Origin of the sequence: Pseudomonas sp. KCJK9016 (assembly GCF_046231795.1) — a bacterium.
GTDB classification, from domain to species: Bacteria; Pseudomonadota; Gammaproteobacteria; order Pseudomonadales; family Pseudomonadaceae; genus Aquipseudomonas; species Aquipseudomonas bananamidigenes.
This window is the reverse complement of record NZ_JBJJMM010000013.1, coordinates 118344-135233: the sequence shown is the minus strand read 5'-3', so window position 1 is coordinate 135233 and position 16890 is coordinate 118344. Positions and strand designations below refer to the sequence as shown.

The 16890-nt window shown below is 59.6% G+C and carries 17 protein-coding genes; 14 read left to right on the top strand and 3 right to left on the bottom strand.

What is annotated here, in order from left to right; translation table 11 throughout:
* Nucleotides 1-4: 4 nt before the first annotated feature.
* Nucleotides 5-817: an inner membrane protein YpjD gene (locus ACK6BI_RS15100; protein ID WP_409317689.1), complete on the bottom strand. Its 813-nt coding sequence runs from the start codon at nucleotides 815-817 to the stop codon at nucleotides 5-7.
* Between the two features lie 210 nt (nucleotides 818-1027).
* On the opposite strand from ACK6BI_RS15100, the gene ffh reads away from it, so the two are divergent.
* From ffh to ACK6BI_RS15040, 12 genes are all read left to right on the top strand, one after another.
* Entirely contained in the window at nucleotides 1028-2404 is a 1377-nt protein-coding gene (gene ffh / locus ACK6BI_RS15095) for a signal recognition particle protein (RefSeq protein WP_409317688.1), read from the top strand.
* A 248-nt stretch (nucleotides 2405-2652) separates the two neighbouring features.
* Entirely contained in the window at nucleotides 2653-2904 is a 252-nt protein-coding gene (rpsP, locus tag ACK6BI_RS15090) for a 30S ribosomal protein S16 (protein WP_065259645.1), read from the top strand.
* A 5-nt stretch (nucleotides 2905-2909) separates the two neighbouring features.
* A complete protein-coding gene (gene rimM / locus ACK6BI_RS15085; RefSeq protein ID WP_409317687.1) occupies nucleotides 2910-3446 on the top strand; it encodes a ribosome maturation factor RimM in 537 nt (178 codons plus the stop codon).
* Nucleotides 3447-3449: 3 nt separating this feature from the next.
* Nucleotides 3450-4202 carry a tRNA (guanosine(37)-N1)-methyltransferase TrmD gene (trmD, locus tag ACK6BI_RS15080; RefSeq protein ID WP_409317686.1) on the top strand — a complete coding sequence of 251 codons (753 nt, stop codon included), beginning with the start codon at nucleotides 3450-3452 and terminating at the stop codon, nucleotides 4200-4202.
* A gap of 46 nt (nucleotides 4203-4248) precedes the next feature.
* Entirely contained in the window at nucleotides 4249-4599 is a 351-nt protein-coding gene (gene rplS, locus ACK6BI_RS15075; protein WP_409317685.1) for a 50S ribosomal protein L19, read from the top strand.
* A 199-nt stretch (nucleotides 4600-4798) separates the two neighbouring features.
* Nucleotides 4799-5695, top strand: a complete 897-nt coding sequence (xerD, locus tag ACK6BI_RS15070) for a site-specific tyrosine recombinase XerD (protein WP_409317684.1) — start codon at nucleotides 4799-4801, stop codon at nucleotides 5693-5695.
* A gap of 141 nt (nucleotides 5696-5836) precedes the next feature.
* Nucleotides 5837-6568, top strand: a complete 732-nt coding sequence (gene dsbC / locus ACK6BI_RS15065) for a bifunctional protein-disulfide isomerase/oxidoreductase DsbC (RefSeq protein ID WP_065259650.1) — start codon at nucleotides 5837-5839, stop codon at nucleotides 6566-6568.
* Between the two features lie 131 nt (nucleotides 6569-6699).
* Nucleotides 6700-8004, top strand: a complete 1305-nt coding sequence (locus ACK6BI_RS15060; protein ID WP_011332618.1) for a homoserine dehydrogenase — start codon at nucleotides 6700-6702, stop codon at nucleotides 8002-8004.
* Between the two features lie 103 nt (nucleotides 8005-8107).
* A complete protein-coding gene (gene thrC / locus ACK6BI_RS15055; protein WP_409317683.1) occupies nucleotides 8108-9517 on the top strand; it encodes a threonine synthase in 1410 nt (469 codons plus the stop codon).
* A 119-nt stretch (nucleotides 9518-9636) separates the two neighbouring features.
* Nucleotides 9637-10986: a transporter substrate-binding domain-containing protein gene (locus ACK6BI_RS15050; protein WP_409317682.1), complete on the top strand. Its 1350-nt coding sequence runs from the start codon at nucleotides 9637-9639 to the stop codon at nucleotides 10984-10986.
* 128 nt (nucleotides 10987-11114) lie between these two features.
* On the top strand, nucleotides 11115-11522 hold the full coding sequence (locus ACK6BI_RS15045) for a DNA-binding protein (RefSeq protein WP_409317681.1): 408 nt from the start codon (nucleotides 11115-11117) through the stop codon (nucleotides 11520-11522).
* Between the two features lie 164 nt (nucleotides 11523-11686).
* Nucleotides 11687-11968 carry a DUF3509 domain-containing protein gene (locus ACK6BI_RS15040; RefSeq protein ID WP_065259654.1) on the top strand — a complete coding sequence of 94 codons (282 nt, stop codon included), beginning with the start codon at nucleotides 11687-11689 and terminating at the stop codon, nucleotides 11966-11968.
* A gap of 174 nt (nucleotides 11969-12142) precedes the next feature.
* Here the strand turns inward: ACK6BI_RS15040 and ACK6BI_RS15035 are convergent, their stop codons facing one another.
* Both ACK6BI_RS15035 and ACK6BI_RS15030 read right to left on the bottom strand, forming a co-directional pair.
* Nucleotides 12143-13123, bottom strand: a complete 981-nt coding sequence (locus ACK6BI_RS15035; RefSeq protein ID WP_409317680.1) for a TIGR02285 family protein — start codon at nucleotides 13121-13123, stop codon at nucleotides 12143-12145.
* On the bottom strand, nucleotides 13050-14249 hold the full coding sequence (locus ACK6BI_RS15030; RefSeq protein WP_409317679.1) for a CaiB/BaiF CoA transferase family protein: 1200 nt from the start codon (nucleotides 14247-14249) through the stop codon (nucleotides 13050-13052). The genes ACK6BI_RS15035 and ACK6BI_RS15030 overlap by 74 nt, the downstream gene beginning before the upstream one ends.
* Before the next feature lie 146 nt (nucleotides 14250-14395).
* Between ACK6BI_RS15030 and ACK6BI_RS15025 the strand changes: the two genes are divergently transcribed.
* Nucleotides 14396-14938 carry a YaeQ family protein gene (locus ACK6BI_RS15025; RefSeq protein WP_065259657.1) on the top strand — a complete coding sequence of 181 codons (543 nt, stop codon included), beginning with the start codon at nucleotides 14396-14398 and terminating at the stop codon, nucleotides 14936-14938.
* 54 nt (nucleotides 14939-14992) lie between these two features.
* On the top strand, nucleotides 14993-16702 hold the full coding sequence (gene recJ, locus ACK6BI_RS15020) for a single-stranded-DNA-specific exonuclease RecJ (RefSeq protein ID WP_409317678.1): 1710 nt from the start codon (nucleotides 14993-14995) through the stop codon (nucleotides 16700-16702).
* Nucleotides 16703-16890 lie beyond the last annotated feature (188 nt).

The following is a 16890-nucleotide window of genomic DNA, read 5'->3' as shown; positions in this document are numbered from 1 at the left end:
CCCGTCAGATATGCAGGATGTATTCACGGACCAATTTGCTGCCGAAATACGCCAACATCAGCAGGCAAAAACCGGCGAGGGTCCAGCGGATCGCCTTGTGGCCGCGCCAGCCGAGGCGGTTGCGGCCCCACAACAGCACGCTGAACACGACCCAGGCCAGGCAGGCCAGCAGGGTCTTGTGCACCAGATGTTGGGCAAACAGGTTCTCGACGAACAGCCAGCCGGAAATCAGCGACAGCGACAGCAGCGTCCAGCCCGCCCAAAGAAAGCCGAACAGCAGGCTTTCCATGGTTTGCAGCGGCGGGAAGTTCCTGATCAGCCCGGACGGGTGCTTGTTCTTGAGCTGGTGATCCTGTACCAGCAGCAGCAACGCCTGGAACACGGCGATGGTGAACATGCCATAGGCGAGGATCGACAGCAGGATGTGCGCAAGTATGCCCGGTTCTTCGTCGATGATCTGCACGGTGCCGGTCGGCGCGAACTGCGCCAGCAACACGGTGATCGCTCCCAGCGGGAACAGCAGGACCAACAGGTTTTCCACCGGGATTCGCGAGCAGGCCAGCAAGGTCAGGGCGATGACTGCGGCGGCAATCAGGCTCGAAGCACTGAAGAAGTCCAGGCCCAGGCCGATCGGCGTCAACAGGTGGGTCAGCAGGCTGGCGCCGTGGGCCACCACGGCGAACACGCCAAGCGTGACCAGCAGGCGCTTGTCGGCCTTGGCGCCAGTGGCCAGGCGGGTGCCCTGATAAAGGGTCGCAGCGGCATAGAGAAGGGCGGCGGCGAGGGTGGTCAGCAAACTCGGTGACAAGGGGAGCATAAATCCTGTTAGGCAGGCCCGAAAGGGGCTGAGTTTGGCATAGAACCGCCATCGCACGAAAGACTCAACGAGCTGACAGCGAGGTGTCCGCCAGACGCAGTCTTCGCTATAATCCGCGACCTGCCCACGCCGCAGGCTCGCCGAGTACATGTTGATTCCGGTCCGGGCCGCCATTATCCCGGTCTACACAGGGCCTGAAAGGATCGCGCAATGTTTGAAAACCTAACCGACCGTCTCTCGCAGACGCTGCGCCATGTCACCGGCAAGGCGAAGCTGACCGAAGACAACATCAAAGACACCCTGCGTGAAGTGCGCATGGCGCTGCTCGAGGCCGACGTCGCCCTGCCGGTGGTCAAGGACTTCGTCAATTCGGTCAAGGAGCGCGCTGTCGGCACCGAGGTGTCGCGCAGCCTGACACCGGGCCAGGCGTTCGTGAAGATCGTCCAGGCCGAACTCGAAAGCCTGATGGGCGCGGCCAACGAAGACTTGAACCTCAGCGCCGTACCACCAGCCGTCATTCTGATGGCCGGTCTGCAGGGTGCGGGTAAAACCACCACGGCCGGCAAGCTGGCGCGCTTCCTTAAAGAGCGCAAGAAGAAGTCGGTCATGGTCGTGTCGGCGGACATCTATCGTCCTGCCGCCATCAAGCAGCTGGAAACCCTGGCCAACGACATCGGCGTGACGTTCTTTCCGTCCGACCTGAGCCAGAAGCCGGTCGACATCGCCAATGCGGCCATTAAAGAAGCAAAACTGAAATTCATCGACGTGGTCATCGTCGACACCGCCGGTCGTCTGCACATCGATGATGAGATGATGGGCGAGATCAAGGCGCTGCACGCGGCGATCAATCCGGTCGAAACCCTGTTCGTGGTCGATGCCATGACCGGTCAGGATGCCGCCAACACGGCGAAGGCCTTTGGCGACGCTCTGCCGCTGACCGGTGTGATCCTGACGAAGGTCGACGGTGACGCCCGTGGCGGTGCCGCGTTGTCCGTACGTGCCATTACCGGCAAGCCGATCAAGTTCATCGGTATGGGCGAGAAGAGCGAAGCGCTGGATCCGTTCCACCCTGAACGCATCGCCTCGCGGATTCTCGGCATGGGCGACGTGCTCAGTCTGATCGAGCAGGCTGAAGCGACCCTCGACAAGGAAAAGGCCGACAAACTGGCCAAGAAGCTGAAGAAGGGCAAGGGCTTCGATCTCGAAGACTTCCGTGATCAGCTGCAACAGATGAAAAACATGGGTGGCCTTGGCGGACTCATGGACAAGCTGCCGAGCATCGGCGGCGTCAACCTGGCGCAGATGGGCAATGCCCAGAGCGCGGCAGAGAAGCAGTTCAAGCAGATGGAGGCCATCATCAACTCCATGACCCCGGCCGAGCGCCGCGACCCCGAACTGATCAGTGGTTCGCGCAAGCGCCGGATCGCCATGGGATCCGGCACTCAGGTGCAGGACATCGGTCGCTTGATCAAGCAGCACAAGCAGATGCAGAAGATGATGAAGAAATTCTCCGCCAAGGGCGGAATGGCGAAAATGATGCGCGGCATGGGTGGAATGTTGCCCGGCGGCGGCATGCCGAAACTGTAAAAGAACTCGCCGGTCGTCGTACCGGCGCAGTCCCGCATGGAAGCGGGATTCACAGTAAACCCGCATTCGGCGGGAGCTGACCGGCCGTTTTCATCGACGGCTCTATCGCAAATCTGCACGGCATGCCACAGGCGCCGGAAAAAGTCATTTGCAAAAGTCCGGATATTCCTTAGAATATGCGGCCTTTCGGGCACCCATGCCCGCTGTGCATTTAGATTTGCAGCACCGACTACAGGAACGATGTTCACATGCTAACAATCCGTCTTGCCCTTGGCGGCTCCAAAAAGCGCCCGTTTTACCACCTGACCGTAACCGACTCGCGTAACCCGCGTGATGGTTCCCACAAAGAGCAGATCGGCTTCTTCAACCCGGTTGCCCGTGGTCAGGAAGTTCGTCTGTCCGTAAACGACGAGCGTCTGAACTACTGGTTGAGCGTTGGCGCGCAGCCATCTGAGCGTGTTGCTCAGTTGCTGAAGGAAAAAGCCAAGGCTGCAGCCTGAGCTATATGAACGCGACGCCAGAAAAAGCGGACGACCTTATCGTTGTCGGCAAGATTTTTTCGGTTCACGGCGTTCGCGGCGAGGTGAAGGTCTTTTCCTTTACCGATCCGATTGAAAACCTGCTGAATTACCGTAACTGGACGCTTCGGCGCGAAGGTGTGGTCAAGCAGGCAGAGCTGGTCAGTGGCCGTTCCACTCAAAAGGATCTGGTCGCCAAGCTCAAAGGCCTCGACGATCGTGATGAAGCCCGTCTTCTGAGCGGTTACGAGATTTGCATCTCGCGAAGCCTTTTGCCCAACCTGACTTCCGACGAGTACTACTGGTACCAGTTGGTGGGTCTGAAAGTCATCAACCAGGACGAACAACTGTTCGGCAAGGTTGATCACCTGTTGGAGACCGGCGCGAACGATGTACTGGTGGTCAAGCCCTGCGTCGGCAGCCTGGATGATCGCGAGCGGTTGTTGCCTTATACGGAGCAATGCGTGCTGGCAATCGACCTGGAAGCAGGCGTGATGAGGGTGGAATGGGACGCGGACTTCTAAGCAATGGCCAGCCTGCGCGTAGACGTCATTACGCTGTTCCCCGAGATGTTCTCGGCCATCAGTGAGTACGGCATTACCAGTCGTGCGGTCAAACAGGGGCTGTTGCAGCTGACCTGTTGGAATCCGCGGGATTACACGACGGATCGGCATCACACTGTGGACGATCGCCCGTTTGGCGGTGGTCCGGGCATGGTGATGAAGATCAAACCCCTGGAGGATGCTCTGGTTCAGGCCAAGGCAGCAGCCGGGGAGGCGGCGAAGGTGATTTACCTGTCCCCCCAAGGCCGTCAGCTGACTCAGTCGGCGGTACGCGAACTGGCGAAATCGGATGCATTGATCCTGATTGCCGGTCGTTATGAAGGCATTGACGAGCGCTTTATTGAGGCTCATGTCGATGAAGAGTGGTCGATTGGGGACTATGTCCTGTCTGGCGGCGAGCTGCCGGCGATGGTCCTGATAGATGCGGTTACACGACTGCTGCCCGGAGCTTTAGGGCATGCGGACTCTGCGGAGGAAGACTCCTTCACGGATGGTTTGCTGGATTGCCCGCATTACACCCGACCGGAGGTGTATGCGGATCAGCGTGTTCCCGACGTATTGCTAAGCGGCAATCACGCACACATCCGGCGTTGGCGTTTACAGCAGTCCCTTGGCCGGACCTGGGAACGACGCGCCGATCTTCTGGAAAGCCGCTCGCTTTCTGGAGAAGAGAAGAAGCTGCTCGAGGAATACATCCGCGAGCGGGACGATAGTTAACAACGTATCGATGGTAAATCCCGACGATTTACCTTAGGAGCACAGCATGACCAACAAAATCATCCTTGCACTCGAAGCAGAGCAGATGAAGAAAGAGATCCCTGCCTTTGCCCCGGGCGACACCATTGTCGTTCAGGTGAAAGTGAAGGAAGGCGATCGTTCCCGTCTGCAGGCGTTCGAAGGCGTTGTCATCGCCAAGCGTAACCGCGGCGTGAACAGTGCGTTCACCGTTCGTAAAATCTCCAACGGTGTTGGCGTAGAACGTACTTTCCAGACCTACTCCCCGCAAATCGACAGCATGGCTGTCAAGCGTCGCGGTGATGTACGTAAAGCCAAGCTGTACTACCTGCGCGACCTGTCGGGTAAAGCAGCCCGCATCAAGGAAAAACTGGCTTAAGTCCAGCTTCCGATGCAGAAAAAAGCAGCCTACGGGCTGCTTTTTTGTTGTCCGCAATTTATCCGATGCATTTCAGCTTTGTAGTCATTGATGATGACAAGCGCCCGGTACCGGTGTTGCCAGGTTTTGTTGCCTGGCGGTTTCGTGAGTGAGCGGGCTATGAAAGACTGTCCGCCATCCCTGTCTTGCCAGAGTTTTTATGCCCGCCATCGACCACCCGCTGATTGACCAGTTTCTCGACGCCCTGTGGCTGGAGAAGGGGCTTTCCGACAACACCCGCGACGCCTATCGCAGTGATCTCGCCCTGTTCAACGGCTGGCTGCAGGAGAAAGGCCTTGAGCTGATCAACGCCGGTCGCGAGTTGATCCTCGATCACCTGGCCTGGCGTCTGGAGCAGAATTACAAACCGCGTTCAACCGCCAGGTTTCTTTCGGGCGCACGTGGTTTTTATCGTTATCTGCTGCGGGAAAAACTGATCTCGGTCGATCCGACCTTGCGCGTCGACATGCCCCAGCTGGGTCGGCCATTGCCAAAATCCCTGTCGGAAGCTGACGTCGAAGCGCTGCTGAAGGCACCGGACCTGAGCGAAGCCATCGGTCAGCGAGATCGTGCCATGCTCGAAGTGCTTTACGCCTGCGGGCTGCGGGTGACCGAACTGGTCAGTCTGACCCTGGAACAGGTCAACCTGCGTCAGGGCGTGTTGCGGGTGATGGGCAAGGGCAGCAAGGAGCGACTGGTGCCAATGGGTGAGGAAGCGATTGTCTGGGTCGAGCGTTACCTGCGCGATGGGCGTGCCGAGTTGCTGGGCGGACGTCCCAGTGATGTGCTGTTCCCCAGCCAGCGCGGCGAACAGATGACTCGCCAGACCTTCTGGCATCGCATCAAGCATCAGGCCAAGGTTGCCGGGATTGGCAAATCGCTGTCGCCACACACGCTGCGTCATGCCTTTGCCACACACCTGCTGAACCATGGCGCGGACTTGCGAGTGGTGCAGATGCTGTTGGGCCACAGCGACCTGTCCACCACGCAGATCTATACCCATGTCGCGCGGGCACGACTGCAGGATCTGCACGCGAAACATCACCCGCGGGGTTGAGCGTTCTGTATTGCGACAGGCGCATTCGGCCATGTGGGCCTTATGTGGTAGGCTTTGCCGGTTTGCACGATGGGCGGTTATGACCCGGTGTTCCGGCACGGGCGTTCTGATCGCTCCATTTGTCCGCCTTCAGGAGTTCTCATGCGTCTGACCCAGATTTTCGCCGCCGCAGCCATTGCGTTGGTCAGCACCTTTGCCGTCGCCGACGATGCGGCCGACAAAGCCATCCGCCAGAGCCTGGAAAACCTCCAGCTCGATGTTCCGGTGGACACCATCACCGCCAGTCCGCTGCCGGGCCTGTACGAAGTCAAGCTCAAGGGCAGCCGTGTGCTCTACGCCAGCGCCGACGGCCAGTACATCGTCCAGGGCTACATGTTCCAGCTCAAGGATGGCAAACCGGTCAACCTGACCGAAAAAACCGAACGCCTGGGCATTTCCAAACTGATCAACGGAATTCCGGTCGCCGAGACCGTGGTCTATCCGGCCGTGGGCGAGACCAAGTCGCACATCACCGTGTTCACCGACACCACTTGCCCGTACTGCCACAAGTTGCATGCTGAAGTGCCTGAGCTGAACAAGCGCGGCATCGAGGTGCGTTACGTGGCATTCCCGCGTCAGGGCCTGGGTTCGCCGGGCGACGAGCAGTTGCAAGCCGTGTGGTGCTCGAAGGACAAGAAAGCGGCCATGGACAAAATGGTCGATGGCAAGGAAATCAAGGCCGCCAAGTGCGATAACCCGGTTTCCAAACAGTTCGCTCTCGGTCAGTCGATCGGTGTGAACGGCACGCCGGCCATCGTATTGGCCGACGGACAAGTCATTCCGGGCTACCAGCCTGCGCCACAAGTCGCCAAACTGGCGCTGGGCGCGAAGTAATTCGCTTCGTCACGTCAAGGCGTGACGAGCGTGGCCCGGCGGCAGTTTGTCCGGGCCATCAATAGAGAGCCGCGATTGCGCGGTTGTTTTCACGGCCGGCCTCGCGTCGGCCGTTTTATGGGGAGTTCACAGTGAAACCGGTCAAAGTAGGCATCTGTGGGTTAGGGACCGTCGGTGGCGGTACCTTCAACGTACTTCAGCGCAACGCCGAGGAAATCGCTCGTCGTGCCGGGCGTGGAATCGAAGTGGCACAAATTGCCATGCGCACGCCAAAGCCTCAGTTCCAGACGACCGGTATTGCGATTACCAACGATGTCTTCGAAGTGGCCACGAACCCTGAGATCGACATCGTCATAGAGCTGATGGGCGGCTATACCGTTGCCCGCGAGCTGGTACTCAAGGCCATCGAGAATGGCAAGCATGTGGTCACCGCGAACAAGGCTCTGATTGCCGTTCACGGTAATGAAATTTTTGCCAAGGCGCGCGAGAAAGGCGTGATCGTGGCATTCGAGGCGGCGGTTGCCGGCGGCATTCCGGTGATCAAGGCGATCCGTGAAGGCCTGTCCGCCAACCGTATCAACTGGGTGGCGGGGATCATCAACGGTACCGGCAATTTCATCCTCACCGAGATGCGCGAAAAGGGTCGCACCTTCGAAGATGTGCTCGCCGAGGCGCAAGCGCTGGGTTACGCCGAAGCCGATCCGACCTTCGACGTCGAAGGCATCGACGCGGCGCACAAGCTGACGATCCTGGCGTCCATCGCATTCGGTGTCCCGCTGCAGTTCGACAAGGCCTACACCGAAGGCATCACCAAACTGACCACCGCCGACGTGAACTACGCCGAAGCGCTGGGCTACCGCATCAAGCACCTGGGCGTGGCACGCAGCACCGCCGCCGGCATCGAGCTGCGCGTACACCCGACGCTGATCCCGGCCGATCGCCTGATCGCCAACGTCAACGGTGTGATGAACGCAGTGATGGTCAACGGTGACGCTGCCGGTTCGACCCTGTTCTACGGCGCTGGCGCCGGTATGGAGCCGACGGCATCGTCGGTGATCGCCGACCTGGTGGACGTGGTTCGCGCCATGACCTCCGACCCGGAAAACCGTGTGCCGCACCTGGCCTTCCAGCCTGACTCGCTGTCGGCCCATCCGATCCTGCCGATCGAAGCCTGCGAAAGCGCCTACTATCTGCGCATCCAGGCCAAGGACCATCCGGGCGTCCTTGCTCAGGTGGCGAGCATCCTCTCGGAGCGCGGCATTAACATCGAGTCGATCATGCAGAAGGAAGTCGAGGAACACGACGGCCTGGTGCCGATGATCCTGCTGACCCACCGTGTTCTGGAACAGCACATCAACGATGCGATCGCCGCCCTCGAAGCGCTGGCTGGCGTAGTCGGTCCGGTCGTACGGATCCGTGTCGAGCACCTAAACTAAAGCAGCGGCGAGCTACGAGCTGCAAGCCGCAAGCCTGACGCCGTGTTGCTCAGCTTGCAGCTTGAAGCTTGAAGCTCGAAGCTCGAACCGAAGGTTTGAAAACATGCGTTACATCAGTACCCGCGGCCAGGCACCGGCCCTGAATTTCGAAGATGTCCTGCTGGCCGGTCTGGCCACCGACGGTGGTTTGTACGTTCCGGAAAACCTGCCACGTTTCACCCAGGAAGAAATCGCCTCCTGGGCCGGCCTGCCGTATCACGAGTTGGCTTTCCGCGTCATGCGCCCGTTTGTCACCGGCAGCATTCCGGACGCCGATTTCAAGAAAATTCTTGAAGAAACCTACGGCGTGTTCGCTCACAACGCCGTGGCACCGCTGCGCCAGCTCAACGGCAACGAATGGGTCATGGAGCTTTTCCACGGCCCGACCCTGGCGTTCAAGGACTTCGCCCTGCAACTGCTCGGACGTCTGCTCGACTACGTGCTGGAAAAGCGCGGCGAGCGCGTGGTGATCGTCGGTGCCACTTCCGGTGACACCGGGTCGGCCGCCATCGAAGGCTGCAAGCATTGCGAAAACGTCGATATCTTCATCCTGCACCCGCACAACCGTGTGTCCGAAGTGCAGCGTCGGCAGATGACCACCATCCTCGGTGAGAACATTCACAACATCGCCATCGAAGGCAACTTCGACGACTGCCAGGAAATGGTCAAGGCCAGCTTCGCCGACCAGAGCTTCCTCAAGGGCACACGCCTGGTGGCGGTGAACTCGATCAACTGGGCGCGGATCATGGCCCAGATCGTTTACTACTTCCACGCAGCCCTGCAACTGGGTGGCCCGGCGCGCTCCGTATCGTTTTCGGTACCGACCGGCAACTTCGGCGACATCTTCGCCGGCTACCTGGCGCGCAACATGGGCCTGCCGATCAATCAACTGATCGTCGCCACCAACCGCAACGACATCCTGCACCGCTTCATGAGCGGCAACCAGTACGTCAAGGAAACCCTGCACGCGACACTGTCGCCATCGATGGACATCATGGTCTCGTCCAACTTCGAGCGTCTGCTGTTCGACCTGCACGGTCGCAACGGCGCGGCGATTGCCGGTCTGATGGACTCGTTCAGGCAGGGCGGCGGTTTCAGCGTCGAACAGGAACGCTGGACCGAGGCGCGCAAGCTGTTCGATTCGCTGGCCGTCGACGATGCGCAAACCTGCGAAACCATCGCCGAAGTCTTCGGACAAACCGGTGAGGTACTGGACCCGCACACCGCCATCGGTGTTAAAGCCGCCCGCGAATGCCGTCGCAGCCTGGACATTCCGATGGTGATCCTGGGCACTGCCCATCCGGTCAAGTTCCCCGATGCGGTGGAAAAAGCCGGTGTAGGAAAAGCTCTCGAACTGCCTGCACATCTTTCTGATTTGTTTGAGAGAGAAGAACGCTGCACCGTTCTGGCAAACGAACTGAAAGCCGTGCAGGCCTTTGTCAGCCAGCATGGCAACCGCGGCAAGCCGCTTTAAGCCCTGAAAGCTGTCACATTTTGAAGCCCGTCTCCTGACGGGCTTTCTTGTTTTTGCATGCCACACTGCTCGGGTTTCGCCGATGAAGGATGGGCGAGTCGAAGACGAAGGATGTGGCAATGCGGTTTTACTCAGGATTGAAGCCGGCACTGAGCTGGTTGGTTTTGTTGGGCATTTCGGGATTTTTGCAGTGGAGCGAGGCGGCTCATCTGTCCATGAGCCCCCATGCGCCGACGCTGGATGTTCCATCGATCGAACTGGACGCCCGGGAGCGCCAGTGGATACGTGACAATCCCAGGGTGACAGTCGCCTCGGTGCAGTACCCGCTGTATCTGTTTCAGGACGAACACGGCCAGTGGAGCGGTTTGAACAACGATGTGCTGATGCGCATCAGCGCCATGACCGGTTTGCAGTTCGTGCATCAGGAGTCATTCTCCACCGACCATATGCTGGAGCGACTTGAAAGCGGTATTGCCGATATCAGTACGACCCTGGCAATGAACGAGGAACGTCGGCAATTCCTGGATTTCAGCCATGCCTTCGGCGGGGCGGGATGGGTGTTCGTCGGGCATGCCGGCGGAGCGGCAGTTCAATCGTTTGACGATCTGCAAAAGCGGGTTCTTGTGCTGCCGGTGAGACACGCTCTGGAGGACATCATTCGCCGGGATTACCCCGCGATAGAGATACGTTCAGTCAAGACGTACGCCGAGGCCCGGGCCTTGGTCGAGAGTGGCGAGGCCTACGCAACGATCGAAAACGAGATCGGTGCGCAGTTGTATCCCTCAGGCTTGCTCAAGGTCGGGGGGCTGGTGGAGGGTAAGTGGGAAGCGGATCATCTGGCGGTGCGCAAAGGTATGCCGGAGCTGCTGAGCATTCTGAACAAGGCGCTGGGGGCATTTTCGGTTGCCGAACTGCGCGCCATGCGCCTGAAATGGCTGGAAGGCATTTCGCCTGCTCCGACGCCGTCGCTTGGAGTACGCGTGCTCAAGTGGAGCTGTTGGGGCATGGGCGCCTTCGGAGTATTGGGCCTGCTTTCGCTGTTATGGAATCGCCGGCTCGCGGCCGAGATAAAGCACCGAGGTGAGGTGGAGAAGAAGCTTGGCGATCAACTGGCCTTTCAGCATGCACTGATCGATGCCATGCCTGACCCGGTATTCGTTCGCGATCTGCAGGGATGTCTGGTGATGTGCAACCGCAGTTATGAAGAGGCGCTGGGTGTGCGTCTCGAGCAGGTGCAGGGGCGGACGCTGTATCAACTTGACGTGCTTCCGCAAGCCACTGCTTTGATGCTGCATGATGAGTTCATGGTGCAGCTGCGCACTGGCAGGACACTGTTCAGCAAGCGGCAACTGATGTTCAAGAGCGGCCCACGGCAGGTCTATCAGTGGACCGTGCCATTCTACGGTGCCGACGGAGCGTTACGCGGTTTGCTGGGGGGCTGGACGGACATCACCCAGAGACAGGCCTGAAAGCGGACGGCGATGTCTGGTTGAATATAGGAAACGTCCTATAAGACGTGGCTACTTTTCTCATGGGAGGCCTAGAGTGACAGACCCCCGCGGCAAGAAGCCGTGTTTGTCTTGCAAGAGGTCGTCCGATGCGCTCGCTCAGAATCCTGCTTCTCGAGCCCGATCCATTTCAGTTGATGGCGTTGCATCAGATGCTCAACGCCATGGGAATCTACGATGTGTTGACCGCGCCTTCGCTGGGTGCGGCCAAACGTTCGCTAGACCGGCGAGGGGCTGTCGATATCGCCATCTGCAATCCGCAACTCAAAAGCGGTGAAGGACTGGCCTTGATCAGGCATCTGGCTGCCCGACAGGAGGCGCAAGCGTTGATCATGCTGGGGGCAGTGGCCCCCAGTCTGCTGGCCGACCTGGATCCTGTGCTGGGTGAGGGCGGCGTACGGCTTCTGGGCAGACTGTGCACACCGGTTTCTGCGGTACTGATGCGAAATCTGCTCGACAGCTACCTGTCACAGCCCCGATGTTCGGTCGGCTCCTGAAGCCAACGGTTATTTTTCTGTCATCTTCTCCATGCATGCTCGAACAGGACGGTGATGCTCCGGAAGAGGTCGCCGAAGTACAGAACTTTCTTCTCGGGCCGGTGGTCATTGATTGTGTACACGCCCCAGGCACTGTGTTTTCGGACTATTGAGTGGAGATCGGGATGGAAAGTATCAGTCTATTGCTCGGTGAGGCTCTGAGCCCGTATCAGGTAACGCTGGCCCCGTGCGGTCTGCATGGCGAATGTCTGGTGACGCTGAAGAACGGCAGTGGCGCCATCGTGGTGGAACGAGAATTCAATCAGGCACAATTGAGTGACAAGCGCCAGTTGACGGATGTGGTCGACGGTCTGCACCGCGACATCCTGATTGCCGAAGGCCGGCTGGAGCCCTGCGTGATCGCGGCATTGCGCAATGCCGCCCGGGACAAGCATCCGGCGCTTTGAAACAGATTTGTCTTTTGTGGGAACCTTCCTGCATCCCTGTCAGTCAGACCCGATAGCAGCAGGATCAAGCATTGTGCTCCGGTGCTTGTCGCTTGCTGCCACGGGTCTTTGATCAAGGCCACGTTTAACCCCGAGTCGTCTCCCCACTTCTCGGGGTTTCTTTTTGCCCGGGATTTACTGCGCAGCCTGCTCCCGGAAATAAATCCGTGCCTGTTCCAGATAGTCCGGGCGCATATCAGGGTCGAGCCATTCGGCGTAGAGTTGATTCAGCTGTTCGTGGGGTAACGTGCGCAGCAGTTGATCGATTTCGCGTATCGCTTGTCGACCCTGAGTGGTGTCGGTGCAGCCGACATGGCTGGAGATGTACTTGTCGGCACCGTGAATGGGGAAAAATTCCAGTTCGTCTTCATTGATCTGAACCTGGCGTGCCTGGTAACGGATTTCCGGCCAGTAACCCAGTACCGCTTGCAGGCGACCCAGTCGCTGCATCGAGAGCAGGCTGCTGAGCGCATCGTTGCCATAGTGAGGCGTCAACGAGTCGTTCGGCGCTTGGCGCAGCAGATCGTCGACGTAGTCACCATAACTTCGCTCTGCCACCACCCCGACCTTTTTCTCGCCTTTGGCCATGTACGATGAAAGATCGACCTGGCCCTCGACCAGAAACGGTTCCAGTCTTTCGCGATCTTTGTGAAGAATCACCAGTCCATTACTGACGGCGCGGAAGGCGGGAACGGAGAACGCAATCCATTGCGCCCTTTCCTTGTTCCAGACCAATGAGGGATCGCAGGCAAACGTGTGTTCATGCAGCATCTGGATGCCGCGGGCGCGGTTGACCCGCATCAGGGTGTGTTCGTATTGCGGCATGCCGGCTATCAGTATCGGCATCAGTTGATCGATGACGCCCTGGCCCTTTTTCGGGCCTTCGAAAATGGTCAGGGGCGGCAGGTCACGCAACAGCCAGATCAGCGTCGGTTTGGCCTGCGCCCACGCTGGCAGCACCAGCAGAAAAAGCAGGCCGAACAGCCGCCACGTCCACCAGTGGTGGGCGCGGTTGAAGGCAGGGACCTGTTGATGTTTCAGCTCAGATGGCTCCGTCTTCGCGCAGCCGGGCGATCTGCTTCTCGTCGTAGCCAAGATCGTGGAGTACCTGCGCATTGTGTTCACCGAGCTGCGGTCCGACCCATTCGGACGTACCGGGTGTCTCAGAGAGTTTCGGCACGATGCCGGGCATCTTGAAAGGTTTACCGTCCGGCAGTTTGGCGTGCAGGAACATTTCCCGGGCCAGGTACTGGGGATCGTTGAACATGTCTTCGGCGCTGAAGATCCGGCTGGCCGGGACGTCAGCCTGGTTCAGCAGATCCAGCACGGTTTGCAGCGGCAGCGAATTGACCCAGCGGTCGATCACGCCATACAACTCGTCGCGACGGGTGTCACGCCCGTCATTGCTGGCCAGCGTCGGGTCATTGGCCAAGTCGTCGCGGCCGATGATCAGCATGAAGCGTTTGAAAATCGCATCGCCGTTGGCACCGATCTGCACATGTTTGCCGTCGGCGCTGGTGTGGATCGAGGACGGCGTGATACCCGGCATGATGTTTCCGGTGCGTTCGCGGATAAAACCGAACACGTCGAACTCCGGGACCATGCTTTCCATCATCGCGAAAATCGCCTCGTACAACGCCACGTCGACGACCTGGCCGAGGCCGCCGTTGACCTCGCGATGACGCAGGGCCATCAATGCGCCGATCACCCCCCATAGCGCCGCAATCGAGTCGCCGATGGAAATTCCGGTGCGTACCGGTGGTCGGTCCTCGAAACCGGTGATGTAGCGCAGGCCGCCCATGGATTCGCCGACGGCGCCGAACCCCGGCTGATCTTTCATCGGGCCGGTCTGCCCGAAGCCTGAAAGGCGCACCATCACCAGTTTCGGGTTCAGCGCATGCAGGGTTTCCCAGCTCAGGCCGAGTTTCTCCAGGACGCCGGGGCGGAAGTTCTCGATCAGGATATCGGCTTCGCCCAGCAGCTTTTTCAGGACAGCCAGGCCGTCGGGGTGTTTCAGATTCAGCGTCAGGGATTTTTTGTTGCGCGCCTGGACGAACCACCACAGGGAGGTGCCTTCATACAGCTTGCGCCACTTGCGCAGCGGATCACCGCCGTCCGGCGATTCGATCTTGATCACCTCGGCGCCGAACTCACCGCAGATGCGCGAGGCGAACGGGCCGGCGATCAAGGTACCCAATTCAATGACTTTCAGACCGCTGAGGGGTTTGTTGGCGAACGGCATGCGAAATCCTGTAGGACAAGGCTGGGCAGATACAGCGTTTTAACATAGCCGGCCGTCAGTCATGCAAGGTTGATCGCCATCAATTCGTGGATTGCCTGCGGCATCGGTTAGACTTGCCGACTTTCCTCGTATCAAGAAGCCCGTTCATGGCCCAGCCGTCCACTACCTACAAATTCGAACTGAACCTCACCGATCTTGACCGCAACGTCTACGAGAACGTGAAGCAGACCATCGCCCGCCACCCTTCGGAAACCGAAGAACGCATGACCGTGCGCCTGTTGGCCTACGCGCTCTGGTACAGCGAGCAACTGTCCTTCGGTCGTGGTCTGTCGGACGTGGACGAACCTGCGCTGTGGGAAAAGAGTCTGGACGATCGCGTTCTGCACTGGATCGAAGTCGGCCAGCCGGATGTCGATCGCCTGACCTGGTGCTCCCGTCGCACCGAGCGCACCAGCCTGCTGGCCTACGGCAGCCTGCGCGTCTGGGAAGGCAAAGTGGTGCCGGCGGTCAAGGGCCTGAAAAACGTCAACATCGCCGCCGTCCCGCAGGAAGTCCTGGAAACCCTGGCTCAGGACATGCCCCGCGTCATCAAGTGGGACGTGATGATCAGCGAAGGCACGGTCTTCGTCACCGACGACCGTGGCCAGCACGAAGTGCAGCTGACCTGGTTGCTGGGCGAGCGCGGTTGAGTCCGCGCCACTCCCGAAAAATCCCACGTATTCAAGAGAAGTTCCTGTCACCCCATGCGTATCGATCCCCGCCCGTTGCCCGCCACTCTGCCATTTCTCGGTGACCTGCCGCCGCTGCTGACTCGCCTGTACGCGGCGCGGGGCGTGCGGTCCGAAGCGGAGCTGGACAAGAGCCTGGCGCGGCTGATTCCGTTTCAGCAGCTCAAGGGGATCGATGCGGCGGTGGATCTTCTGGTCACGGCGCTGGAGCAGCGTCAGCGGATCCTGATCGTCGGTGACTTCGATGCGGACGGCGCGACGGCCAGTACCGTCGGTGTGCTCGGTTTGCGTTTGCTGGGTGCGGCGCACGTCGATTATCTGGTGCCGAACCGTTTCGAATACGGTTACGGCCTGACCCCGGAAATCGTTGAAGTCGCGCTGACCCGCGAACCGCAGTTGTTGATTACCGTGGACAACGGCATTTCCAGCGTCGAAGGCGTGGCCGCCGCGAAACGCTCGGGGCTGAAGGTCTTGATCACCGACCACCACTTGCCCGGCGATGAACTGCCGCAGGCCGATGCGCTGGTCAATCCCAACCAGCCCGGCTGTGAATTTCCGAGCAAGGCGCTGGCCGGCGTCGGAGTGATTTTCTATGTGTTGATGGCCTTGCGCGCACGCCTGCGCAGCCTCGGCTGGTACGAGAGCAAGCCGCAACCGAACATCGGCGAACTGCTGGATCTGGTGGCATTGGGCAGCGTTGCCGACGTGGTGCCGCTGGACGCCAACAACCGGATTCTGGTGCATCAGGGGCTGGAACGGATTCGCGCCGGGCGTGCGCGGCCCGGGATCAAGGCGATCCTCGAAGTGGCCAAGCGTGACGCGTCGCGCATCACGTCCACCGATCTCGGCTTCATCGTCGGCCCGCGCCTGAACGCGGCGGGGCGACTGGATGACATGAGCCTGGGCATCGAGTGTCTGCTGACCCACGATTTTGCACTGGCGCGGGAAATGGCCGCGCAACTGGACGGCATGAACCAGGATCGCAAATCCATCGAGCAGGGCATGCAGCGCGAAGCGCTGGCCCAGCTCAAGGATTTGCCGGTCGAGTCGATGCCGTTCGGCCTGTGCCTGTTCGACCCGGAATGGCACCAGGGTGTCATCGGCATTCTGGCTTCGCGGATGAAAGAGCGTTATTTCCGTCCGACCATCGCCTTTGCCGATGCCGGCGACGGCTTGCTCAAAGGGTCGGGGCGCTCGGTGCAGGGCTTTCATATTCGCGATGCGCTGAGCGTGGTGGCAGCGCAGCATCCTGATCTGATCAGCAAGTACGGTGGCCACGCGATGGCGGCGGGTCTGACCTTGCCGCAGGAAAATTTTCCGTTGTTCGCCGAAGCCTTCGATGCCGAGGTGCGCAGGCAGCTTCGCGAAGAAGACCTGACCGGACGCCTGCTGTCGGATGGCACCCTGGCTGTCGAAGAGTTTCATCTGGAGCTGGCCCGCGCCCTGCGCCACGCCGGGCCATGGGGCCAGCATTTCCCGGAACCGCTGTTTCATGGCGTGTTTCAGCTGGTCGAACAACGGGTGGTCGGCGAACGGCACCTGAAAGTGGTGCTGAAAAGCGAATGCGGTTCGGTGAAGCTCGATGGTATCGCGTTCGGCATTGATCGTGACGTGTGGCCAAATCCGACCATTCAATGGGTTGAGCTGGCCTACAAGCTTGACGTCAACGAATTTCGCGGCAATGAGACGGTGCAGTTGATGATTGCCCACATCGAACCGCGTTGACCCTTTCGCGAGCAGGCGGACTTACACACACAGAATCACTCTGAACCCTCCTGCATCCCCGGATGTCGACTAGGCTCTAAGCACTGCTTGATTGGCCTTGTGACGTCTTGTCGATTTTTTTGCCCGCGGGGGCGGGTGCTGTACCTTTTTCCTGTCACTCGTCGACTTTTCAAACAGAACCCTGGAGC

Coding starts and splice junctions, on each gene's coding strand:
- rplS (WP_409317685.1), top strand. CDS start 4,249: ATGACCAACAAAATCATCCTTGCACTCGAAGCAGAGCAGATGAAGAAA.
- ACK6BI_RS15050 (WP_409317682.1), top strand. CDS start 9,637: ATGCGGTTTTACTCAGGATTGAAGCCGGCACTGAGCTGGTTGGTTTTG.
- dsbC (WP_065259650.1), top strand. CDS start 5,837: ATGCGTCTGACCCAGATTTTCGCCGCCGCAGCCATTGCGTTGGTCAGC.
- ACK6BI_RS15025 (WP_065259657.1), top strand. CDS start 14,396: ATGGCCCAGCCGTCCACTACCTACAAATTCGAACTGAACCTCACCGAT.
- recJ (WP_409317678.1), top strand. CDS start 14,993: ATGCGTATCGATCCCCGCCCGTTGCCCGCCACTCTGCCATTTCTCGGT.
- ACK6BI_RS15100 (WP_409317689.1), bottom strand. CDS start 817: ATGCTCCCCTTGTCACCGAGTTTGCTGACCACCCTCGCCGCCGCCCTT.
- ACK6BI_RS15045 (WP_409317681.1), top strand. CDS start 11,115: ATGCGCTCGCTCAGAATCCTGCTTCTCGAGCCCGATCCATTTCAGTTG.
- ACK6BI_RS15035 (WP_409317680.1), bottom strand. CDS start 13,123: ATGCGCAGGTACTCCACGATCTTGGCTACGACGAGAAGCAGATCGCCC.
- rpsP (WP_065259645.1), top strand. CDS start 2,653: ATGCTAACAATCCGTCTTGCCCTTGGCGGCTCCAAAAAGCGCCCGTTT.
- thrC (WP_409317683.1), top strand. CDS start 8,108: ATGCGTTACATCAGTACCCGCGGCCAGGCACCGGCCCTGAATTTCGAA.
- xerD (WP_409317684.1), top strand. CDS start 4,799: ATGCCCGCCATCGACCACCCGCTGATTGACCAGTTTCTCGACGCCCTG.
- ffh (WP_409317688.1), top strand. CDS start 1,028: ATGTTTGAAAACCTAACCGACCGTCTCTCGCAGACGCTGCGCCATGTC.
- ACK6BI_RS15030 (WP_409317679.1), bottom strand. CDS start 14,249: ATGCCGTTCGCCAACAAACCCCTCAGCGGTCTGAAAGTCATTGAATTG.
- rimM (WP_409317687.1), top strand. CDS start 2,910: ATGAACGCGACGCCAGAAAAAGCGGACGACCTTATCGTTGTCGGCAAG.
- trmD (WP_409317686.1), top strand. CDS start 3,450: ATGGCCAGCCTGCGCGTAGACGTCATTACGCTGTTCCCCGAGATGTTC.
- ACK6BI_RS15040 (WP_065259654.1), top strand. CDS start 11,687: ATGGAAAGTATCAGTCTATTGCTCGGTGAGGCTCTGAGCCCGTATCAG.